Source organism: Cryobacterium sp. TMT1-2-1 (genome assembly GCF_004403955.1).
GTDB lineage: Bacteria > Actinomycetota > Actinomycetes > Actinomycetales > Microbacteriaceae > Cryobacterium > Cryobacterium psychrotolerans.
This window is the reverse complement of the sequence record NZ_SOHC01000057.1, coordinates 1-21,195: the sequence shown is the minus strand read 5'-3', so window position 1 is coordinate 21,195 and position 21,195 is coordinate 1. Positions and strand designations below refer to the sequence as shown.

Here is a 21,195-nt window from a genome sequence, read left to right as displayed (position 1 = left end):
CTCGATCACGGCCCACGCCTCATCAGAAACCACATCACGCTCATGCATGATCAATGGTCGCCCAGGCGCACCCGAAATCACTTGATCAACACGCCCTAGGGGGCTACTCCCACTCGATGGTGCCCGGCGGCTTCGACGTGACGTCGAGCACGACCCGGTTGACGCCCTCGACCTCGTTCGTGATCCGGTTGGAGATCTTCGCCAGCAGGTCGTAGGGCAGACGGGTCCAGTCGGCCGTCATCGCGTCCTCGGACGACACCGGACGCAGCACGATCGGGTGGCCGTAGGTACGGCCGTCGCCCTGCACTCCGACCGACCTCACGTCGGCCAGCAGCACGACCGGGCACTGCCAGATCTCGCGGTCGAGCCCGGCGGCGGTGAGCTCGGCGCGCACGATCGCATCCGCCTTGCGCAGCAGGTCGAGGCGGTCCTGGGTGATCGAACCGACGATCCGGATGCCGAGGCCCGGTCCCGGGAACGGCTGGCGTTGCACGATCTCGGCCGGCAGCCCGAGCTCGGCGCCGATGGCGCGGACCTCGTCCTTGAACAGGGCGCGGAGCGGCTCGATCAGCTCGAACTGGAGGTCGTCGGGCAGCCCGCCGACGTTGTGGTGGCTCTTGATGCTCGCCGTGCCGCTTCCCCCGCCGGACTCGACGACGTCCGGGTACAGGGTGCCCTGCACCAGGAAGCGGATCGGGTCGCCGTCTTCCGCGGCGGCCTCCCGGATCAGCTCGGCCTGGGCCTGCTCGAAGGTGCGGATGAACTCGCGGCCGATGATCTTGCGCTTCGTCTCCGGGTCGCTGACCCCCTCGAGCGCGGTCAGGAACTGCTCCCGCACGTCGACCGTGACCAGGCGCACGCCGGTTGCCGCGACGAAGTCTTCCTCGACCTGGCGGCGCTCGTCCTCGCGGAGCAGGCCGTGGTCGACGAAGACGCAGACGAGCTGGTCGCCGATGGCCTTGTGCACGAGCGCGGCGGCCACGGCGGAGTCGACTCCGCCGGACAGCCCGCAGATGACCTTGCCGCTTCCGACCTGGGCCTGGATCAGCGCGACCTGCTCGGCGATGACGTTGCCGCTGTTCCAGTCGGCTGCGATGCCGGCGGCGCGGTGCAGGAAGTTCTCCAGCACGTGCTGGCCGTGCTCGGAGTGCTTGACCTCGGGGTGCCACTGCACGCCGTACAACCGGCGCTCGTCGTTGGCGAACGCGGCGACCGGGGTCGAGCTCGTCGACGCGAGCACGGTGAAGCCCTCCGGCGCCTTCGACACCGAGTCGCCGTGGCTCATCCACACGGTCTGCTCAGCGGGCTGGTCGGCGAGGAGGGCGTTGGCCTCCGGCCGGGCGGCGACCGGCGTGGAGCCGTATTCGCGGGCTCCGGTGTGGGCGACCTCGCCGCCGAGCGCGGTGGCCATCACCTGGAAGCCGTAGCAAATGCCGAGCATCGGCACGCCCAGGTCGAAGATGGCGGCGTCGAACGCGGGAGCGCCCTCTGCGTACACGCTGGACGGCCCGCCGCTCAGCACGATGCCGAGCGGGTTCAACGCCTTGACCTCGGCCGCGGTAATGGTGTGCGGCACGATCTCCGAGTAGACGGATGCCTCACGCACGCGCCGGGCTATCAGCTGCGCGTACTGCGCGCCGAAGTCGACGACAAGAACGGGACGGTGGGGTGCGGGCTGGTCGCTCACGGGCGTGCCTCCAGGGTGGCAGCGGATGCTTCCCGGTCAGCGAGGAAGGCCTCGACTTCCCGGGCCACCCTCACCTCCAGGAAGAAGGACAGGGTGGGGATGATTCCGCCGAGGGCGATCAGCAGGAACCGGGTGAACGGCCAGCGCATCATGCTCCAGAGCTGGAAGTCGCTGAACAGGTAGAGCACGTAGAACCAGCCGTGCACGATCAGGATGCCGGTGCTCAGGTTCACGCCGGTGAGCGTGCCGGTCGGGGAGAAGGCGAGGAAGCCGTTCGGACCGCCGAGTTCGAGTTCGTGGCCGAAGGCGTACTTCACGAGCATCTCGGCACAGAGGAGCAGCAGAAAGACTCCGGTGATGACCGAGGAAATCTTGTAGAGCCGGAGAGCACCGGGGATCCTGGGAATGTCGGCGGGCTTCGGTTCGAGTGACATGCGCCTAATTCTACGTGGCCGCCGCAGCGGCCTCGGCCTCGTCCCGTTCCCGCTCCCAGGCGTCCCGCACCAGCCGGTACCAGAGGAAGACCGCGAAGCCGGCGAAGACTGCCCACTCGAGCGCGTAGAAGATGTTGAGCCAGTTCAGCTCGACGTCGTCGCCGGGGACCGGGGAGTCGATCACGGTAAGGCCGTCGGCCGCGTCGGTGTCGACGAGGTATCCGGAGTACACGGGCTGCTCGGTGTACTCCGCCCAGAGGTTGAGCAGGGCGGCGGGCGACACCGTGGTCATCGTGTGCGGGTCCCGGCCGTCGCCCGGCACCTCGGGGGCTTCGGCCGGCACGAACCGGCCGGTGATCGTGGCCGCCTGGCCGGGGGCATCCGTCGCCAGCGCCGCCATCACCGCGCGGGCGTCGTCCTCGTCCGCGGCCCAGCCGCGGGCGACGGGGATGCTCGCCGAATCGGTGTCGGTCACGAAATGGCCGACCACCCAGAACCCGGAGGTTCCGCCGTTGAAGCGGTCACTGACCAGCTGGTCGTCGCCGGGCACGAAGGCGCCGCTCGCGCGCACCATCTGGCCGGTCGCCTTCGTCGGCGCCGCGCCGCCGGGCTGGACGACGTCCGCCAGCGGCAGCACCGTCTCGGTGGTGCGCTGCACAACCTCGCCGGAGTCGATCGCCCGCTCCAGCTGCCACTGGCCGAGGATCGCGAAGGCCGCCGCGACCCCGAGGGCCAGCAGCAGCGCCAGTACCCAGCGGGGGCGCAGCATCATCCTGATCACGTGTAGTCGCCCGGCCGTTCGCGTGTGTCCGGCTTCTGCTCGGTGTCCTCCGGCGGAAAGCGATCGGCAATGAAGTCGGCCATCGAGTCCGTCGGCGGCTCCCGCGGCTGGTCCGGTTTATCATCGGGGCCTCTGACCTGCTCGACCACCCGTTGCACGGCGCGCTGCGTGCCGTGGTCGACTCCGGAGCCGATCTCGGCGGTCGCGGCCTCGACCAGGGCGATCTCCTCGACCAGCAGCGGATCCCGCGGCACCTTGCGCGGGTGCGCCTTCGGTTTCGTGCGCCGCAGGGCGGTGCCGATCCGCTCCGACCGCGCGGCGAAGAGCGGCCCGAGGATGGCCATCAGCAGCACGTACAGGCCGGCGAACGGCTGCAGGCGCTCGTCCAGCCCGGCGCCGATGGACAGGGTCGCCAGGATCAGCGTGAACTCGCCGCGGTTCACGAGGATGGCCGCGGAGTTCAGGCCCTCGACCAGTCCCATCCGGTGCAGCCTGGCCAGCAGCAGCCCGGAGATGATATTCAGCGCAAACGTCATCACGACGGCGATCAGCACGATGCCGATGACCGAGCCGAACTCGGCCATGTTCAGGGCGAGTCCGAAGTTGAGGAAGAAGAACGCGCCGAACACGTCGCGCAGCGGCACGGCGACCCGCTCGATCTTGCCGCGGTAGGTGCTGGCGCCGAGGACGACGCCGATCAGGAACGCGCCGATCGCATCCGTCACCCCGATGATTTCGCCGATGCCGGCGAAGAGCACGACCAGCCCGAAGAAGAGGATGGTGAACAGCTCGTCGTCTTTCGTGCGCACGAGCCGGGACACGACCCGGCCGCCCCAGCGCGCGAGCGAGAACATGACGATCAGGAACAGGAAGGCGATGCTCAGCTGCAGCACGATCGGCCAGACCTCGGTCTTGCCGCTGAGCACGACGGACACGATGGCGAGGTAGATCGCGATGAAGATGTCGCCGACGACGGTGACGCCGAGGATCATCGGCGTTTCCTTGTTGGCCAGGCGCCGGAGCTCGATCAGCAGCTTGGTGATGATCGCGCTCGAGGAGGTGCCGGTCATCCCGGCGATGACGAGGGCTTCCCGGGTTCCCCAGCCGACCATCATTCCGAAGGCGAAGCCGAGTCCCATGTTGATCAGCACGTACGAGCCGCCGGAGATCAGGAGCTTGCCGGCGTTGTCGAAGAATTCCTCCTGGTCGAACTCGAGGCCGAGGCTGAACAGGAGCAGGATCAGGCCGAAGACGGCGATCAGCTCGATATCGGCGGACTCGAAGTTGAGGGGGAACCACCCGGTGTGCGGGCTCGCCAGCAGGCCGACGATCATGTAAATCGGAATTGACGGAAGCCCGATCAGCTTCCCGAGACGCCCCAGGATGTAGGAAATGACGAGCAGGACGCCCAGGATGATGAGGTCTTCGCCGATATGCATCGGTTAGCCTCCGGGCGGCGAATCAACGGACTTGGCCTTGACCTCACCGGTACGGAAAAAGGTGAAGGCCTTGACGACCTTCTCGGGCGAGCCCGCGACGACGAGCGTGTCGCCGGGGAAGACCTTGAAGTCGGGCGCGGGCGCGGGATTTGCCGACTCGCCGCGGACCACGGCGACGACAGTGAGTCCGGCGATTCCCCGCTCGGCCGGGTTGCCGAGCGGCTGGCCGGCGATGTGGTCCTCGTAGTCGACGGTGAACCAGTCGATGCTCAGGCCCGGGATCTGGTCGAGCGCCGTGAGCGACTCGGTGATCTGGGTGCCGCCGAGCAACTCGGCCAGGGTGTGCGCCTCGTCCTCGCTGAGGCGCAGCGACACCTTGCTGGCGTCCGGGCCGCCCTCGTCATCCGCGAAGGTGATCAGGTCGCTGTGGCCGGAGCGGTGGGCGATGACGCCGACTTTGCCGCCGTCATCCGTGATGAAGGTGTGCAGTACACCCACACCGGGGAGTTTGACACGCCGAACGTCAACCATGAACGACTCCTAGGTTTGGGGGCTGTTCGTCTATTCTACCGGGCGCCCGCGCGGCCCCCGACGGCGCCGGCGCGCTACCGGGACGCGACGATGTCGGGCGCTTCGAGCCGCACCCGGTCGGCGGATTCGTCGTCGGGCTGCTGCTGGCTCGATCGCTCCGCGGCGACCCGACTGAGGTAGAACGCCACCTCGCGTTCCTCGCGCTCGCTGTCCCAGCCGAGCACCCCGGCCATCAGCCGGGCCGCGACGGGCGCCGCGGACACGCCGCGGTCCCAGGCCTCGATCGAAATCCGGGTGCGGCGGGCGAGCACATCCTCGAGGTGCAGGGCGCCTTCATGGGAGGCCGCATAGACCACCTCCGCCTCGATGTAGTCGTCGGCCCCTGGCAGGGGGTCTGCCAGCGACGGCGTCTCCCTGATCAGGTCGAGCAGTTCATCGGTCAGGGTGCCGTAGCGGTTCAGCAGGTGCTCCACCCGCACGGTGTGCAGGCCGAAGGCACGGGCGATCTTGCCGCGCTTGTTCCACGCCGCCTGGTAGCCCTCGGCGCCGAGCAGGGGGATGTTCTTCGTCGTCGACTCGGGGATCCTGCCGTCGAGCGCGTCGACGGCGGCATCGATGGCGTCCTTGGCCATCACCCGGTATGTCGTCCATTTGCCGCCGGCGATCACGACCAGGCCGGGCACGGAGTGGCCGACCAGGTGGGTGCGGGCGAGCTTGGAGGTCTGTTCGGACTCACCCGCCAGCAACGGGCGGAGGCCGGCGTAGACGCCCTCGACGTCTTCGCGGGTGAGCGGCACGGTGAGCACCGCGTTGACGTGTTCGAGGAGGTAGTCGATGTCGGCTGCGGTCGCGGCGGGGTGCGCCTTGTCCAGCTGCCAGTCCGTGTCGGTGGTCCCGATCAGCCAGTGCCGGCCCCACGGAATCACGAACAGCACGCTCTTCTCGGTGCGCAGCAGCAGCCCCATCGCCGACTGGAACCGGTCCCGGGGCACGACGAGGTGAACGCCCTTCGAGGCGCGTACCTTGAAGGTGCCGCGTTCGCCGACCATCCGCTGGGTGTCGTCGGTCCAGACCCCGGTGGCGTTCACGACCTGCTTGGCGCGCACGTCGAACCGTTCGCCGGTCTCCAGGTCGTGCGCGTGCACGCCGACGACGCGCTCGCCGACCTTGATGAAGCCCTCGACCCGCACCCGGCTGAGCGCGTGGGCGCCGTAGAAGGAGGCCGTGCGCACGAGCGACGCCGTGTACAGGGCGTCATCGACCTGGGCGTCGTAGTAGGTGATGCCGCCGACCAGTGCGCCGTGGGCCAGGCTCGGCACGAGCTTCTGCACCTGGCGCCGGCTGAGGTGCCGGTGGTGGGGCACGCCCGGGCGCCCACCCAGGTAGGAGAGAGTGTCGTAGAGCAGCATGCCGGCGCCGACGTAGGCGCGTTCGATGACCCGGGTCTTCAGCGGGTAGAGGAACCTGACCGGCTTCACCAGGTGCGGCGCGAGCCGCTTGAGCAGCAGGCCGCGCTCGGTGAGCGCTTCGCGCACCAGCTGGAAGTCCAGTTGTTCGAGGTAGCGGATGCCCCCGTGCACCAGCTTGGACGAGCGGCTCGAGGTGCCCGAGGCCCAGTCGCGCGCCTCGAGGATGCCGACGCTGAGGCCGCGGGTGACGGCATCCGTGGCGCAGCCCGCGCCGACGATACCGCCGCCGACGACGAGGATGTCGAGTTCCTTCGTCTTCACGCGGGCCAGGGCCGCCTCGCGTTCCTCAGGCCCGAGTTTGGTGGACCGTGTCACCTTGCTGCGCTGGTTCATCTGCTGCGTCCCCTCCTGCCGAATTGCCGGTGTGCTCGAAGCTACTTCACCCGGTACGGTGCGACAACCACCTCGACCCGCTGGAATTCCTTCAGGTCGGAGTACCCGGTGGTGGCCATCGAACGGCGCAGGGCCCCGACCAGGTTGGCCGTTCCGTCCGCGACCGGGGCCGGGCCGTAGAGGATTTCCTCGAGCGGGGCGACCGTGCCCACCTCGACCCGCTTGCCGCGCGGCAGCTGGGCGTGGTGGGATTCGGCGCCCCAGTGGAACCCGCCGCCGGGGGCGTCGGACGCCCGGGCCAGGGCCGTGCCGAGCATGACGGCGTCGGCGCCGCAGGCGATCGCCTTGACGATGTCGCCGGAGGTGCTGAGTCCGCCGTCGGCGATGACGTGCACGTAGCGGCCGCCGGACTCGTCCATGTAGTCCCGGCGTGCGCCGGCGACATCCGCCACGGCCGTGGCCATGGGCGCGTGGATGCCCAGGGAGGCCCGCGTGGTCGACGCTGCGCCGCCGCCGAAGCCGACCAGCACGCCGGCCGCGCCGGTGCGCATGAGGTGCAGGGCCGCGGTGTAGGTCGCCGCGCCGCCCACGATCACGGGCACGTCGAGCTCGTAGATGAACTTCTTGAGGTTGAGCGGTTCCTGGTTCTGCGAGACGTGCTCGGCGGAGACCGTGGTGCCGCGGATGACGAAGAGGTCGACGCCGGCGGCGACGACGGTTTCGTAGAGTTCCTGCGTGCGCTGCGGGGAGAGCGCACCGGCCACGGTGACCCCGGCGGCGCGGATCTCGGCGAGGCGCTCGGTGACCAGTTCGGGCTTGATCGGCTGGGAGTAGATCTCCTGCATCCGCGCGGTGGCCTTGTCGTCCGGCAGGCTGCGGATCTCGGCGAGGAGCGGCTCGGGGTTCTCGTACCGGGTCCACAACCCCTCGAGGTCGAGCACGCCGACGCCGCCGAGCTGGCCCATCATGATCGCCGTCGTCGGCGAGACGACGGAGTCCATCGGCGCGGCGAGGAACGGGGTGTCGAACTTGTAGGCGTCGATCGACCAGGTGACCGACACGTCCTCCGGGTCCCGCGTGCGCCGACTGGGCACGATCGCGATGTCGTCGAAGGCGTACACGCGGCGAGCGCGCTTGGACCGGCCGATTTCAATTTCCATACTCACCCGCCCAGTTTAGGTGCAGGCGGGGCGAAGCACCGGGTTGCGTGACCCGGCGCTCGTCGGGGCCGCAGCCGCACCCTCGACCGCAGACGGCCGAGGGTGCATCCTGATCACATGGATGTCACCGCCGATCCCCTGTCCCTGCTGCGCACCCGCACGAGCATGAAATGGCGCAGCTACCCGGACGACGTCCTGCCCCTCTTCGTCGCCGAGCTGGATTTCCCCCTGGCCGAGCCGATCGGCGAGGCGCTGATCGCGGCCGTGCGGCGCAGCGACACCGGCTACGTCGCCCCGGTGAACGAGCTCGGCGAGGCGTTCGCCGCCTTCGCCCGGCGGCGCTGGGGGTGGCGGGTCGACCCCGGCCAGGTGGCGAGCACGACCGATGTCAGCGTGGCGATCGTGGAGAGCATCCGCCGGACCATCACGCCCGGCGACCAGGTCGTGATCAACACCCCCGTCTACCCGCCGTTCTTCGACCTGGTGCCGGAGGCCGGCGGCCGGGTTGTGGAGGTGCCGCTCATCCGCGGCCAGACCGGCTGGGCGATCGACCTCGAGGGGCTCGAGGCCGCCTTCAGGGCGGGGGCGCGCGCCTTCCTGCTCTGCAATCCGCACAACCCGCTCGGGCACCCGCAGAGTGTCGAAGACCTGACCGCGGTCGCCGAGCTGGCCGCCCGCTACGACGTGAGCGTCATCAGCGACGAGGTACACGCCCCGCTGACGCACTCGGACGGCACGTTCACGCCGTTCCTCTCCGTGTCTCCGGCCGCGGCGGAGCACGGCATCTGCGTCACGGCCGCCAGCAAGGCCTGGAACATCGCCGGCCTCAAGTGCGCGCTCATGGTCACCGGTTCCGAACGGATGCGAGCGCTCGTCGCCGGCATGCCGCAGGAGGTCAACTGGCGCACCGGCCAGTTCGGCCTGATCGCCAGCATTGCGGCCTACCGCGACGGGGAGCCCTGGCTGGACGGGGTCGTTGCCGCCCTCGAGGCCAACCGGGTCCTGCTCGCCGAACTGGTGGACGCCCAGCTGCCCGGCGCCGGCTACGACCAGCCGAGGGCGAGCTACCTCGCCTGGCTCGACCTGCGCTCCCTCGGCTGGGGCGATGACCCCTCGGTGATCGCACTCGAACGGGCCCGGGTCGCGCTGCACCCCGGCCCGATGTTCGGCGCCCCGGGTCGCGGCTTCGCCCGGCTCAACTTCGGGTGCTCCCCCGAGGTGCTCGCCGAGGCGATCTCCCGCCTCGCACATGCCCTCGCCCACCCCCGCGAAACCGCAGTTGTGCGCGCTAAAAGTGCTTCTTAGCGCGCACAACTGCGGTTTCGCGGTGGGGGTGGGACGGATCAGCGGCGGTAGTTGGGCGCCTCGACCACGATCTGCACGTCGTGCGGGTGCGACTCCTTAAGCCCGGCGGCCGTGATGCGCACGAACTTGCCCTTCTGCTTGAGCTCATCGATGGTGCGCGCGCCGACATAGAACATCGACTGGCGCAACCCGCCGATGAGCTGGTACGCCACCGCCGACACCGGCCCGCGGTACGGCACCTGGCCCTCGATGCCTTCGGGGATGAGCTTGTCGTCGGAGGGGACATCCGACTGGAAGTAGCGGTCCTTGGAATACGAGGTCTTCGTGCCCCTCGACTGCAGGGCGCCGAGCGAGCCCATGCCCCGGTAGGTCTTGAACTGCTTGCCGTTGACGAAGACCAGTTCCCCGGGGCTTTCGTCGCAGCCGGCCAGAAGCGAGCCGAGCATCACGGTGTCCGCTCCGGCCACGAGGGCCTTGGCGATGTCGCCGGAGTACTGGAGCCCGCCGTCGGCGATCACGGGGATGCCGGCCTCACGGGCGGCCAGTGACGCCTGGTAGACCGCGGTGATCTGCGGCACGCCGACGCCCGCGACGATGCGCGTGGTGCAGATGGAGCCCGGGCCGACGCCGACCTTGATCGCGTCCGCTCCCGCGTCGATGAGCGCCTGGGCGCCGGAGCGGGTCGCCACGTTGCCGCCGATCACGTCGACCGCGGCGAACGCCGGGTCGGACTTGAGCTTGCGGATGATCTCGAGCACGCCGGCACTGTCGCCGTTGGCCGTGTCCACGACGAGCACGTCGACGCCCACCTCGAGCAGCGCGGTCGCCCGGCGCCAGGCGTCGCCGAAGAATCCGATGGCCGCGCCCACGCGCAGCCGGCCGGCCTCGTCCTTGGTGGCGTGCGGGTACTCCTCGGACTTGTCGAAGTCCTTGACCGTGATCAGGCCGGTGAGCTTGCCGCCGCCGTCGACGAGGGGCAGCTTCTCGATCTTGTGCCTGGCGAAGATGGCCACTGCGTCCTCGGGGCGCATGCCGACCTTGCCGGTGATCAGGGGCGACCTCGTCATCACCTCACGGACCAGGGTCGTGTGCTTCTGGGTTTCGGAGATGAAACGCATGTCCCGGTTGGTGATGATGCCCACCAGCACGCCGTCGGAGTCGACGACCGGCAGGCCGCTGATCCGGAACTGGCCGCAGAGCGCGTCAACCTCCGCGACGGTGGTGTCGGGCGAAGTTGTTACCGGATTGGTAATCATGCCGGATTCGCTGCGCTTGACCAGGTCGACCTGCTCGGCCTGGTCGCCGATGGAGAGGTTGCGGTGCAGCACACCGAGCCCGCCCTGACGGGCCATCGCGACGGCCATCCGGGTCTCGGTGACGGTGTCCATCGCACTGGAGATGAGCGGGGTTGCGACGGAGATCCGGCGCGTCAGCCGGGACGTCGTCTCGGCCTCACTGGGAATGACGTCGGTGTGCCCCGGCAGGAGCAGCACGTCGTCGTAGGTGAGTCCGGTGAATCCGAACGGATCTGGCTGATCCATGAAACCCCTTTGCGTGTGGCGGAAGCGTGCGGAAGAAATGTCCGGGGATCAGCGGGACTGGACCGGTTCTTCAATGTTAAGCGAGAATGCGGCCCCGGCATTCCGCGGCCCCAATCCACGGCGAAGCGGGCCGCGAAACAAATACGACATAATCTCTAGGTACTGTCAACAAAGTTGTTGCAGGAAAAACCCGAGGTCCGCTCGGCCACAAGCCGGGCCGGCGCCACATGGAGGTGCAGTGAATTCCACTGGTATAGCCCACAGATTCTCACCCCGGATGTTGGTGGTCTTCTTCGGTGTGCTGCTTGCGGCCCTGACGCTGTCGACCCTCGCCATCAGTCCGGCGCATGCGGATGAGATCAATACCGACAAGTACGACTACGTGCTCACCGGTAACGCGCAGTTCGACGGCGAACCGCTCGACGGAGTGCTCATCACCGTGACGGGCGGCGGCTACGAAGCCGAGGTCGAGACCGGCGTCGACGGCAAGTGGAAGATCGGGGTCCCGGAGAAGGGCACCTACAAGGTCATCCTCGACGAGGAGACGCTCCCCGATGGTGTCGTCGTGGCCAAGGGCGGCGCGGAACTCACGGCCGAATTCGGCCTCACCAAGGTGAAGTCGGTGAACTTCTTCCTCGGTGAGGGCGTCCGGACCACGGTGCCGTTCTTCGACCAGTTCCTCAGCCAGTTCGTCAACGGCCTGAACTTCGGCCTGCTGCTCGCGCTCGCCGCCATCGGCCTCTCACTGATCTTCGGCACGACCGGGCTGAGCAACTTCGCCCACTCGGAGATGATCACCTTCGGCGCCCTGATGACCCTCGCGTTCTCGGGGCTGGGCCTGCCGATCTGGCTCGCCATCATCCTCGCCATCGTGCTCAGCGGCGCGCTCGGCTGGGGCCTCGACGCGACGATCTGGAAACCCCTCCGCCGCAAGGGGGTGGGGCTCGTCCAGCTGATGATCGTGAGCATCGGCCTGTCCCTGGCGATGCGCTACACCTACCAGTACTTCATCGGCGGCTCCACGAGCCAGCTCCCCGGCGCCGGCCAGGCCGACCTTAAGTTCGGTGCGGTCCGCATCTCGCCGATCGACCTCGCCAGCATGGGGATCAGCATCGTCGTGCTCCTGGCCGTCTCGTACTTCCTGCTGCGCACCCGCCTCGGCAAGGCAACCCGAGCCGTCTCCGACAACCCCAGCCTCGCCTCGGCGAGCGGCATCGACGTCGACGGCGTCATCCGGATCGTCTGGATCGTCGGCGGTGCGCTCGCCGGCCTGAGCGGCGTGCTCTGGGCGTACTTCCGCCCCGGCGTGAGCTGGGACATGGGTTTCCAGATCCTGCTGCTCGTCTTCGCCGCCGTCACCCTGGGTGGCCTCGGCACCGCGTTCGGAGCGTTGATCGGTTCGATCATCGTCGGCTTGTTCGTTGAGCTCTCCACGCTGTGGATCCCGTCCGACATGAAGTACGTCGGCGCACTTGTCGTGTTGATCCTGGTGCTGCTGCTTCGGCCGCAAGGCATCCTGGGTCGCAAAGAGAGAATTGGCTAGAAGGGCATCCGATGATCGACTGGGGAGCAATCTTTAGCAACGCAGCCGTCGAGCTGATCAGCCCGACCACCGCTGCATACGCCCTCGCCGCGCTGGGCCTTGCGGTCCACTTCGGCTACACCGGCCTCCTGAACTTCGGGCAGGCCGGGTTCATGGCCCTCGGCGCGTACGGCTACGCGATCTCGATCCTGACCTTCGGCTTCCCCGTCTGGGGCGCCGTGCTGGTCGGGATCGGCGCATCCGTCGTCTTCGCCCTGATCCTCGGTATCCCGACGCTGCGACTGCGGGCGGACTACCTGGCCATCGTCACGATCGCGGCGGCCGAGATCGTGAGGCTGCTGTTCACGACGAACAGCTTCGCCTCGGTCACCGGCTCGGCCAACGGGCTGAGCGGCTACAAGCTCGGCTTCGCGGCCCTGAACCCGATCCCCGAAGGCACGTACGGCTTCGGGCCGTTCGAGAACAACGCCTACGACTGGTGGCTGCGCATCGTGGCCTGGTCGGTCGTGGTGCTTGTCGCCCTGTTCATCTGGCAGGTCATGCGGAGCCCGTGGGGACGCGTGATCAAGGGCATCCGTGAAGACGAGGATGCCGTGCGTGCGCTCGGCAAGAACGTCTACGCCTACAAGATGCAGTCGCTCATTCTCGGTGGTGTCTTCGGAACCATGGCCGGAATGATCTTCGCTCTGCCCCGTGCGGTCGTGCCGTCGAACTACCAGACGTCGCTGACCTTCTTCATCTACGCGATCCTGCTGCTCGGCGGGGCGGCGACGATCCTGGGCCCGATCATCGGCTCGATGATCTTCTGGGTGCTGCTCTCCTTCTTCTCCGGGTTCATCGCCCGCGCGGTCGAGGCGGGCTGGCTGCCGTTCATGACGAACGTCCAGGCCGGGCAGTTGCGCTTCATCCTCGTCGGCGTCGCGATCATGCTCATCGTCATCTTCAGACCCCAGGGCATCTTCGGAAATAAGAAGGAGTTGGCCTTTGTCCACTAACACCGTCCCCAACGGCAAGCCCGTCAAGTCGACCGACCTCCACATCGGGGCCGCCGAACCCGGCTGCAAGAAGCGCGACCCGATCCTCGTCGCCGAGGGCGTCAGCCGCACCTTCGGCGGCCTCAAGGCGGTGGATGTCGACCACCTCGAGATCCCCCGCGGCGCCATCACCGCCCTGATCGGGCCGAACGGGGCCGGCAAGACCACCCTGTTCAACCTGCTCACCGGCTTCGACAAGCCGGACACCGGATCCTGGACCTTCGAGGGAAAGTCGCTGGCCGGCATGCCGGCCTACCGGGTCGCCCGGATGGGCCAGATCCGCACCTTCCAGCTGACGAAGGCGCTCAGCCTGCTCACCGTCATGGACAACATGAAACTCGGCGCCAAGGGCCAGATCGGGGAGAACCTGTTCCGGGCCCTGCTGCCGTTCCTCTGGCGCAAGCAGGAGGAGGAGAACGAGGCCAAGGCCCTCGATCTCCTTGCCCGGTTCAAGCTCGACGAGAAGAAGGACGACTACGCGGCCAGCCTCTCCGGCGGGCAGCGCAAGCTCCTCGAGATGGCGCGGGCCCTGATGAGCGACCCGACCCTGGTCATGCTCGATGAGCCCATGGCCGGCGTGAACCCGGCGCTGACCCAGTCGCTGCTCGACCACATCCTCAACCTCAAGGCGGAGGGCATGACCGTGCTCTTCGTCGAGCACGACATGCAGATGGTGCGCCACATCGCCGACTGGGTCGTGGTCATGGCCGAAGGCCGCGTCGTCGCAGAAGGCGACCCGCACGAGGTCATGAAGAACCAGGCCGTGATCGACGCGTATCTCGGCCAGCACCACGATGAAGACCTCGGCGCTGACACGGAGCACGTGGAAGCCATTAAGGAGCTGCTCGATGACAAACTCTAGCCCGATGTCCGCACCGGCGCAGACCGAGACCAGGGCCGCGGTCGTCGAGGTCAGGAACGTGACGGCCGGGTACGTGCCCGGTGTGAACATCCTGAACTCGTGCTCGCTCACCGCCTACGAGGGCGAACTTATCGGCATCATCGGCCCGAACGGCGCCGGCAAGTCGACGCTGCTGAAGTCCATCTTCGGCCAGGTCAAGGTACGTGAGGGCGAGGTCATGCTGCGCGGTGAGAACATCACCAACCTCAAGGCGAACAAACTCGTCTCCAAGGGCGTCGGCTTCGTTCCGCAGACGAACAACGTGTTCCCGACGCTCTCCATCCTGGAGAACCTCGAGATGGGCATGTTCCAGAAGCCCAAGGGGCTCGCGGAACGGCTTGAGTTCGTGACGGAGATCTTCCCGGAGCTGAAGAAGCGCCTGTCGCAGCGGGCCGGCTCGCTCTCCGGCGGCGAGCGGCAGATGGTCGCGATGTCGCGCGCACTGATGATGGGCCCGCACGTGATGCTCCTGGACGAGCCGTCCGCGGGGCTGTCGCCGGTGCGCCAGGATGAGGCGTTCCTGCGCGTGAAGGAGATCAACAAGGCCGGCGTGACCACGATCATGGTCGAGCAGAACGCCCGCCGCTGCCTGCAGATCTGCGACCGCGGCTACGTGCTCGACCAGGGCCGCGATGCCTACACCGGCACCGGACGCGAACTGCTGAACGACCCCAAGGTGATCGGCCTCTACCTGGGAACCCTCGGCCAGGACGAGTAGCACCACCCCGCGGCCGCCTGCGGCCGCTCTGAAGCGGCGTCCGGGTTCCCCGGGCGCCGCTTCCGCGTGTCGCCCCGCGCGCGTCACCGCCCGCCGCGGCCGCCCGCCGCGAGAGTCGCCGATTGTGCCGAGAGTCGCCGCTGCACCGGCGACACTGGGCAGAAACGGCGAGTCTCGGCGCAATCTTCGCCGAGATTGACACGTCCGGTCGAGTTGCCCGGCACGCCAGGGCAACTCGACCGGAACGGTCAAAGTCGGCGACACGTGCGGGGGCGCACGGGCGGGGGCGCACGGGCGGGGGCGCACGGGGCGAAGGGCGCACGGGGCGAAGGGCGGGCAAAGGGCGCGAGGGCGCGCAGGCTGCCGAGGGGACGGCTGCCGCCTTTCGCGACGCCCCGCGTCGCGTGCGAGCAACGCAAAAGGGCCCCGACCGGAGTCGGGGCCCTTTTGCGTCAGTACTGCTCAGCCAGTGACCGGCAGGTCAGTGACTAGTTGATGCGCTTGTATGTGTTGTCAGCCTTGTACTCGTAGACACCGATGGTCGCCTCGGTCGGGTCGCCGTTCTCGTCGAACGTGACCGGGCCGGAGAAGCCGTCGTAGTTGACCTGCTTGCCGTCTGCGAGAGCCTTGGCGGCTGCCTTGAAGTCGGAGACCTTCTCGCCTTCACCCTCGCCACCGGAAACCTGGCGGAGGAAGTCAGCGATCTTGGCGCCCGAGACATCGTTGGCTGCGTAAGCGGCCAGGGCGATGAGCATGACGGAGTCGTAGGACTCAGCCGCGTAGCTGAAGTCCTTCAGCGTCGGGTCGACCTCGAGCAGGCGCTCGGTGAAGTCGCCGAGGGTTCCGACGTCGAGGCCGGGCAGGGTGCCCTTCGAGCCTGCGATGAGACCGGGGGCGAAGTCCTTGCTGTAGTCGGCGAGGTTTCCGTCAACCAGGTAGAGCTTGTCGCCCGGGTAGCCGGTTCCGACGAGCGCCGGGATGATGATCTTGGCCTGGTCGAACGTGATCAGGGCGATCGCATCCGGGTTGGCCGCGGTCACTGCGGAGATCTGCGCCGCGAAGTTGGAGTCACCCTCGTTGAAGAGCTCCTCCGCGACGACCTCGCCGCCGGCGCTTTCGAACGTCTCCTTGAGGGATGCGGCCAGGCCGGTCCCGTAGGCGTCGTTCAGCACGATCATGCCGAGGGTGCTGTTGCCGTCTTCGGCGATCTGGTTGCCCAGAACCTCGCCCTGCAGCAGGTCGGAGGGAGCCGTGCGCCAGTAGAGGTTCTTGTCGGCGTACTCGGTGAAGTCCGGCGAGGTGTTGGCCGGGGAGAACTGAACGACGCCAGCGGCGACGATCTGGTCGATCACGGTCTTGGACACACCCGAGGATGCCGCACCGACGATGGCCGAGACATCCTGCGAGAGCAGGTCGGTCACGGAAACGGTCGCGGTGTCGGTCGTGGTGTCGCCCGAGTCACGGAAGACGGCTTCGACCTTCATCCCGAGGTTCGCGTCGTTGATGTCGTTCACGGCCAGCTGCACGCCGGCTTCTTCGGGCGGGCCGAGGAAGGCCAGGGCGCCACTCTGGGGAAGAATCGTGCCGATCTTCAGGGTGAGATCGCGGTCGCCGGCCTTGACCGTCTTGGCGTCACCGCTCGCAGCGGGGGCCTTGTCACCGGCGGGTTCTGCGGCGGTGCCGCTGCAGCCGGTGAGCAGAAGTGCACTGACGCCGACCATGGCGATACCAGTGACGACGGCCCGGACTGAGCGGGAGGCCGAAGCCTTCGCGAGTACGCTCAATTTTGCTCCTTGGTAGTAGGAAAAGTCATACATCACGGCAGCCGAGTGGCTGCCGTTCTGTCACAGTAGGCATAGCACCTGCGGGTAAACAAGGAAATCGGCTCCAAGTTGAGCAAACCGTCCCAAATCGTTACGAAAAACGATCAATACGCATCAAATCGTTACGAACGCTCCCCCGTCGCGCCGACAAAGCGAATCTCCTGCTTGTCCGCGAGTGCAGCGAGGCATTCGCCCCAGGACGTGCAGGCCGTCGGCCCGGATGCGACGAAATCGAGCCTCGAGGCGACGGACGGTCCCCCGTCGTCGCCGGCGACGGTCGCGGCGAGCGCGGCCGTGACGACGCCGTCAAAGGCCTCCGCCCCGCCAACAAAGCCGGTCAGCCCCGGGTCGGCCGAGCGAAGCCGCTTCGCGAACGGGTTGCCCGGGGCGATGGGCTTTCCATCGTGCATGAAGTCGCCGAGCGGAAGGATCGGGATGTCCGCCGCCTCGAGGGCCGCCACCGCCGCCTCGGGCACCTTCACGGCGGGATCCCAGAGCACCACGTCGACCTTGCGGGCGATGAGGTTGGTCAGGGCGACATCGAGGTCGCCCGCCGAGTTGCGGTGGACCAGCTCAAGCGGCTTGCCCAGAACCCCGCCCTGCTCGGTGATCTCCCGCAGGGCGACCTCCGTCCCGGCGACCTGGGCCTTTCCCGTTGCCGCGGCATCGCCGGTCATCGGGAACATGGTTCCCAGGCGCAGGATGCCGTCACCCGACGGGGCGGGCACCGGCAGTGCCGTCGCGGACGGAGTCGGCTTCGGGGTCTTCGGGGCCTCGGGGGCGGTGCATCCGGTCAGGCCGACGACCAGGGCTAGGGCCCCGGCGATGACGACGGGGAAGGCGCGGTACGTCATCTGGTGTGTCCTTTCACAGCGGGGTACGCCTTCGAGCGTACCGTCCACTCAGGCAGGCTCGAGGGATGCCCGGCGCGGTGCGCGGCCCGTGGCGATCATGTCGACGGTCAGGATGAGCAGCGCGAGCCAGACCAGCCCGAAGCCGGCCCAGCGCTCGGTGGGCATCGGTTCGCGCAGGATGACCACGCCGACGAGGAACTGCAGGAGCGGCGCGAAGTTCTGGATCAGCCCCAGGTAGCTCAGCGGCAGGCGTCGGGCGGCCGCGGCGAAGAAGAGCAGGGGCACGGCGGTGACGACCCCGGATGCGACGAGGCCGAACGTGTGCCACGGCGAGACCGTGCCGAAGGTGAGGCCGGACATCATGCCGACCACCACCAGCTGGATGACCGCGATCGGAGCGAGCCAGGCCGTCTCCAGGGTGAGCCCAGCGACGGCATCGACGTCGCCGCCGACGCGCTTCTTGATCAGGCCGTAAAAGCCGAAGGAGAACGCCAGCACGAGCGAGATCCAGGGCAGCCGGCCGTACCCGATGGTGAGCACGACCACGGCGAGCAGGCTGACGCCGACGGCCACCCATTGGAGGCGCCTGAGCCGCTCCTGCAGCACGAGCACGCCGAGGACGACCGTCACGATCGGGTTGATGAAGTACCCCAGCGCCGCCTCGACCACGTGGCCGCTGAGCGCGGCGAAGACATACGTCTGCCAGTTGATGAAGATGAGCAGGCCGGCGAGTCCCATCGTCCAGACGACGCGGGGCCTCCGCAGCAGGCCGACGAGCGAGCGCCATTGCCGGGTGACGGTGATGATGAGCGCGCAGAAGACGAGCGAGAACAGCACCCGCCAGGCAACGACCTCGAACGCCGACGTCGGCACGAGCAGGATGAAGTAGAGGGGAAGAAGCCCCCAGAGGGAGTAGGCGAGGACCGCGAAAATCAGGCCGGTGCTCTGGTCGCTGCGCGGCGCGCGCCCGGTGCGCCCACCTTTCGGCGCAGCGGTCCGTGTCGGCTCGTTATCCATCGCGTATCCCTCCGAACGTGAAGAATCCCGGATGGCGATGCCATCCGGGATTCAACGATAACGCGGGGGGTGACTAGCGAACGACGACCGCGAGCACGTCGCGGGCGGACAGGACGAGGAGGTCCTCGCCGCCGAACTTGACCTCGGTTCCGCCGTACTTGGAGTAGATCACCTTGTCGCCGACGGCGACGTCGAGCGGGATGCGGTTGCCGTTGTCGTCAATGCGGCCGGGGCCGACTGCGACAACTTCACCCTCCTGGGGCTTTTCCTTGGCGGTGTCAGGAATGACCAGACCTGACGCGGTGGTCTGCTCTGCGTCGACCTGCTTGATGACGATGCGATCCTCGAGCGGCTTGATGGAGACCGACACGGTTGACCTCTTTCTTAACGAAGTTTTGGGTTAGCAGACTCACAGCGAGAGTGCTAAAAACGAGTTTAGGGCGCATCTGGCACTCACGCAACGTGAGTGCCAGACACGGGCGGGCTTGGTAGGTTTGCGGGATGGATCGCTCTGAGCTCGTCGAGCTGTTGTCGCCCGAGGGTTTGCGCCTGTTGGACTCGTTGCCGCCGTATGAATCGACGGTCGATGTCGTGCGGATGGTGAGCGACCTGCGCAAGGCCGGCCACCCGCCGGGCCTGGTCGCCGCGGTGCTGAGCCAGTCCCGGCTCCGCGCCAGGGCCGAAGCCAAGTTCGGCGAGTTCGCCGGGCGGATGCTCTTCACCGAGGCCGGGCTGGAACAGGCCACCCGGTTCCGGGTCGCCGCGCTGCACGCCGGCCGGTTCGTCGCCGCCGGCACCCACCGGGTCGTCGACCTCGGCTGCGGGATCGGCGGGGATGCGATGGCGATGGCGGCGATGGAGCTCACGGTGACGGCCGTCGACGCCGACGAGGTCACCGCCGCGGTCGCCAGCTACAACCTGGCCCCGTTCCCGAGCGCGACCGTGCTCAACGCCGAGGCGGAGAGCATCGACCTCGACGACTTCGACGCGGCCTGGCTCGACCCGGCCCGGCGCACGGCCGGACACACGAACACCTCGCGGCTGACCAGGCCGGAGGACTACTCCCCCTCGCTCGACTGGGTCTTCGGCCTGGCCGAGCGCCTGCCCATCGGCGTCAAGCTGGGTCCCGGCCACGACCGCGACCTCATCCCGGCCGCCGCCGAGGCGCAATGGGTCTCCGTCGACGGCAAGCTGGTCGAAATGGGCCTGTGGTTCGGCGTCCTGGCCCGGGACGGGATCCGCCGCTCGGCCCTGCTGCTCGGCCCCGACGGTGTCGCGGAGCTGACCGCCCCCGCCGACAGTGAAGACGTCGGGGTCGGCCCACTCGGCAACTACCTGTACGAGCCCGATGGTGCGGTCATCCGCGCTCGCCTGATCGGCGACCTCGCCCGCTCCCTCGATGCGCACATGCTGAGCGAGGGAATCGCCTACCTGACCTCCGCTGCCCTGCAGCCGACCCCGTTCGCCTCGGCCTTCCGCGTGCTGGAATCACTGCCGGTCGACGAGAAGAAGCTGCGCCTGGCCCTGCAGGAGCGTCGCATCGGGACGCTGGAGATCAAGAAGCGCGGGGTGGATGTCGACCCCGCGACCCTGCGCGCGCGCCTGCGCCTGAAGGGCCCCGAGTCGGGAACCCTCGTGATGACCCGCGCCGGCGGGCACCGGGTCGCCCTGCTGGTGGAACGCGTTCGTTAGCGGGACTTCGCCCGTCCGGCGGTCCCGGCCCGGCGTCCCTCAGGCCAGCGCCGGAAGCAGCACCTGGGTGATGTAGACGATCCAGCCGACCGCGATGGCCAGCCCGGCCACTCCGGCCACGAGTCCGGAAACCCACCAGGTCTTCGCCCGGCACTCCAGGCTCCGACCCACCAGGGCCAGAATGACGGCGGCGAGGGCGAAGGTGGCACCCCAGATGCCGAAGATGCCGAGCAGCAGCCCCAGGAGCCCGCACACGAACGACGCGATCGAGAAACCGCGCCGGTTGACCACCGTGTGGATCTCGTCCTCGGTGTACACGCGGGGCACCCATTCGGTGGGTGCCGTCATCGTGGACTCCCAGGCGAGCTCGCCCTCGACCTGCACCGGCGGGCGGGTCAGATCGAGGCGGAAGTCCTCCGGCGACCTGAGGTCGCGGTCCTGCCCGGTCATGTCGGTTCCTTAGAAAGCCAGGTGCGCGCCGCCGAGGCGACGGCGCCCACCGTCGGTGATTGTGCGATCAGTACTGAGGTGCGGGCAGCGTGCCCGGCTGGTAGCCCGCGAAGAAGATTCCCCAGAGCACCAGGCTGAGCAGGGCCACGGCGACTCCGACGATGCCGGTGATGATGCCGGTCAGCCAGAGGCCCCTGGCCCGGGGTTCCCTGGACTTGCCCAGGAAGCCAAGAACAATGGCTCCCGCAGGGAAGAACAGGCCCAGGACTCCACCCACGAAGGGAATGAACGCGATGGGCGACCCGACGATGCCGATGACGCCGGCGACGAGTGACAGGACGCTCAGGATCGGCGGCTTCTGTGCCGGGGCACCGGCGTACGGGCCGACGGCCGGCATGCCGTACCCCGGAGGAGGCGGCGTGGGCGCGCCGTAGGCCGGCGGCGGTGTTGGCGCGCCGTAGGCCGGCGGCGGCGTCTGGGCGG

General features: G+C 68.2%; 20 protein-coding genes. 6 read left to right on the top strand and 14 right to left on the bottom strand.

Annotated features, from left to right (window positions below; genetic code table 11):
• Window positions 1-103: 103 nt before the first annotated feature.
• From guaA to E3T33_RS09825, 7 genes are all read right to left on the bottom strand, one after another.
• Entirely contained in the window at window positions 104-1,687 is a 1,584-nt protein-coding gene (gene guaA / locus E3T33_RS09855) for a glutamine-hydrolyzing GMP synthase (protein ID WP_092322292.1), read from the bottom strand.
• The gene (locus E3T33_RS09850) at window positions 1,684-2,121 is read right to left on the bottom strand and encodes a DUF3817 domain-containing protein (protein ID WP_092322294.1); all 438 of its coding nucleotides are present in this window, start codon (window positions 2,119-2,121) and stop codon (window positions 1,684-1,686) included. Before E3T33_RS09850 ends, guaA begins: the two co-directional genes overlap by 4 nt.
• Before the next feature lie 10 nt (window positions 2,122-2,131).
• Window positions 2,132-2,893 (bottom strand): SURF1 family protein, encoded by a 762-nt coding sequence (locus E3T33_RS09845; RefSeq protein WP_241977166.1) that lies wholly within the window; start codon window positions 2,891-2,893, stop codon window positions 2,132-2,134.
• A gap of 5 nt (window positions 2,894-2,898) precedes the next feature.
• On the bottom strand, window positions 2,899-4,341 hold the full coding sequence (locus E3T33_RS09840; RefSeq protein ID WP_092322295.1) for a cation:proton antiporter: 1,443 nt from the start codon (window positions 4,339-4,341) through the stop codon (window positions 2,899-2,901).
• 3 nt (window positions 4,342-4,344) lie between these two features.
• Window positions 4,345-4,872, bottom strand: a complete 528-nt coding sequence (locus E3T33_RS09835) for a TrkA C-terminal domain-containing protein (RefSeq protein ID WP_092322297.1) — start codon at window positions 4,870-4,872, stop codon at window positions 4,345-4,347.
• 74 nt (window positions 4,873-4,946) lie between these two features.
• Window positions 4,947-6,674: a glycerol-3-phosphate dehydrogenase/oxidase gene (locus E3T33_RS09830; protein ID WP_174775318.1), complete on the bottom strand. Its 1,728-nt coding sequence runs from the start codon at window positions 6,672-6,674 to the stop codon at window positions 4,947-4,949.
• Window positions 6,675-6,715: 41 nt separating this feature from the next.
• Entirely contained in the window at window positions 6,716-7,834 is a 1,119-nt protein-coding gene (locus E3T33_RS09825) for a GuaB3 family IMP dehydrogenase-related protein (RefSeq protein WP_092322298.1), read from the bottom strand.
• Window positions 7,835-7,951: 117 nt separating this feature from the next.
• Between E3T33_RS09825 and E3T33_RS09820 the strand changes: the two genes are divergently transcribed.
• Window positions 7,952-9,139 carry an aminotransferase class I/II-fold pyridoxal phosphate-dependent enzyme gene (locus tag E3T33_RS09820; protein ID WP_134575230.1) on the top strand — a complete coding sequence of 396 codons (1,188 nt, stop codon included), beginning with the start codon at window positions 7,952-7,954 and terminating at the stop codon, window positions 9,137-9,139.
• A gap of 38 nt (window positions 9,140-9,177) precedes the next feature.
• Here E3T33_RS09820 and guaB read toward each other — a convergent pair whose 3' ends face one another.
• Entirely contained in the window at window positions 9,178-10,680 is a 1,503-nt protein-coding gene (guaB, locus tag E3T33_RS09815) for an IMP dehydrogenase (protein WP_134475579.1), read from the bottom strand.
• Window positions 10,681-10,957: 277 nt separating this feature from the next.
• Here guaB and E3T33_RS09810 point away from each other — a divergent pair, with 277 nt between their 5' ends.
• The 4 genes from E3T33_RS09810 to E3T33_RS09795 are packed head-to-tail and all read left to right on the top strand — an operon-like array spanning window position 10,958 to window position 14,876.
• Window positions 10,958-12,223 (top strand): branched-chain amino acid ABC transporter permease, encoded by a 1,266-nt coding sequence (locus E3T33_RS09810; RefSeq protein ID WP_134575229.1) that lies wholly within the window; start codon window positions 10,958-10,960, stop codon window positions 12,221-12,223.
• Window positions 12,224-12,237: 14 nt separating this feature from the next.
• Window positions 12,238-13,218, top strand: a complete 981-nt coding sequence (locus E3T33_RS09805) for a branched-chain amino acid ABC transporter permease (RefSeq protein ID WP_092322467.1) — start codon at window positions 12,238-12,240, stop codon at window positions 13,216-13,218.
• Entirely contained in the window at window positions 13,208-14,119 is a 912-nt protein-coding gene (locus tag E3T33_RS09800) for an ABC transporter ATP-binding protein (RefSeq protein ID WP_092322304.1), read from the top strand. Before E3T33_RS09805 ends, E3T33_RS09800 begins: the two co-directional genes overlap by 11 nt.
• Window positions 14,106-14,876 carry an ABC transporter ATP-binding protein gene (locus tag E3T33_RS09795; RefSeq protein ID WP_092322306.1) on the top strand — a complete coding sequence of 257 codons (771 nt, stop codon included), beginning with the start codon at window positions 14,106-14,108 and terminating at the stop codon, window positions 14,874-14,876. The genes E3T33_RS09800 and E3T33_RS09795 overlap by 14 nt, the downstream gene beginning before the upstream one ends.
• Before the next feature lie 488 nt (window positions 14,877-15,364).
• On the opposite strand, the gene E3T33_RS09790 is transcribed toward E3T33_RS09795, so the two are convergent.
• From E3T33_RS09790 to groES, 4 genes are all read right to left on the bottom strand, one after another.
• Window positions 15,365-16,660: an ABC transporter substrate-binding protein gene (locus E3T33_RS09790; protein WP_241982899.1), complete on the bottom strand. Its 1,296-nt coding sequence runs from the start codon at window positions 16,658-16,660 to the stop codon at window positions 15,365-15,367.
• A gap of 161 nt (window positions 16,661-16,821) precedes the next feature.
• A complete protein-coding gene (locus E3T33_RS09785) occupies window positions 16,822-17,553 on the bottom strand; it encodes an ABC transporter substrate-binding protein (RefSeq protein WP_134575228.1) in 732 nt (243 codons plus the stop codon).
• A gap of 48 nt (window positions 17,554-17,601) precedes the next feature.
• Window positions 17,602-18,570, bottom strand: coding sequence for an EamA family transporter RarD (rarD, locus tag E3T33_RS09780; protein WP_092322310.1), 969 nt, complete (start codon window positions 18,568-18,570; stop codon window positions 17,602-17,604).
• Between the two features lie 73 nt (window positions 18,571-18,643).
• Window positions 18,644-18,940, bottom strand: a complete 297-nt coding sequence (gene groES / locus E3T33_RS09775; protein ID WP_066597535.1) for a co-chaperone GroES — start codon at window positions 18,938-18,940, stop codon at window positions 18,644-18,646.
• A gap of 131 nt (window positions 18,941-19,071) precedes the next feature.
• Between groES and E3T33_RS09770 the strand changes: the two genes are divergently transcribed.
• Window positions 19,072-20,262, top strand: coding sequence for a class I SAM-dependent methyltransferase (locus E3T33_RS09770; RefSeq protein WP_092322312.1), 1,191 nt, complete (start codon window positions 19,072-19,074; stop codon window positions 20,260-20,262).
• 39 nt (window positions 20,263-20,301) lie between these two features.
• On the opposite strand, the gene E3T33_RS09765 is transcribed toward E3T33_RS09770, so the two are convergent.
• Together E3T33_RS09765 and E3T33_RS15260 are read right to left on the bottom strand one after the other, a co-directional pair.
• Complete coding sequence (locus E3T33_RS09765; protein WP_092322313.1) at window positions 20,302-20,712, bottom strand: hypothetical protein; 411 nt, start codon at window positions 20,710-20,712, stop codon at window positions 20,302-20,304.
• 67 nt (window positions 20,713-20,779) lie between these two features.
• A partial coding sequence (locus tag E3T33_RS15260; protein ID WP_166784459.1) for a DUF4190 domain-containing protein occupies window positions 20,780-21,195 on the bottom strand: 416 nt, incomplete at its 5' end.

Coding starts and splice junctions, on each gene's coding strand:
- E3T33_RS09850 (WP_092322294.1), bottom strand. CDS start 2,121: ATGTCACTCGAACCGAAGCCCGCCGACATTCCCAGGATCCCCGGTGCT.
- E3T33_RS09845 (WP_241977166.1), bottom strand. CDS start 2,893: ATGATGCTGCGCCCCCGCTGGGTACTGGCGCTGCTGCTGGCCCTCGGG.
- E3T33_RS09840 (WP_092322295.1), bottom strand. CDS start 4,341: ATGCATATCGGCGAAGACCTCATCATCCTGGGCGTCCTGCTCGTCATT.
- E3T33_RS09835 (WP_092322297.1), bottom strand. CDS start 4,872: ATGGTTGACGTTCGGCGTGTCAAACTCCCCGGTGTGGGTGTACTGCAC.
- E3T33_RS09830 (WP_174775318.1), bottom strand. CDS start 6,674: ATGAACCAGCGCAGCAAGGTGACACGGTCCACCAAACTCGGGCCTGAG.
- E3T33_RS09825 (WP_092322298.1), bottom strand. CDS start 7,834: ATGGAAATTGAAATCGGCCGGTCCAAGCGCGCTCGCCGCGTGTACGCC.
- E3T33_RS09820 (WP_134575230.1), top strand. CDS start 7,952: ATGGATGTCACCGCCGATCCCCTGTCCCTGCTGCGCACCCGCACGAGC.
- guaB (WP_134475579.1), bottom strand. CDS start 10,680: ATGGATCAGCCAGATCCGTTCGGATTCACCGGACTCACCTACGACGAC.
- E3T33_RS09810 (WP_134575229.1), top strand. CDS start 10,958: ATGTTGGTGGTCTTCTTCGGTGTGCTGCTTGCGGCCCTGACGCTGTCG.
- E3T33_RS09795 (WP_092322306.1), top strand. CDS start 14,106: ATGACAAACTCTAGCCCGATGTCCGCACCGGCGCAGACCGAGACCAGG.
- E3T33_RS09785 (WP_134575228.1), bottom strand. CDS start 17,553: ATGACGTACCGCGCCTTCCCCGTCGTCATCGCCGGGGCCCTAGCCCTG.
- rarD (WP_092322310.1), bottom strand. CDS start 18,570: ATGGATAACGAGCCGACACGGACCGCTGCGCCGAAAGGTGGGCGCACC.
- E3T33_RS09770 (WP_092322312.1), top strand. CDS start 19,072: ATGGATCGCTCTGAGCTCGTCGAGCTGTTGTCGCCCGAGGGTTTGCGC.
- E3T33_RS09765 (WP_092322313.1), bottom strand. CDS start 20,712: ATGACCGGGCAGGACCGCGACCTCAGGTCGCCGGAGGACTTCCGCCTC.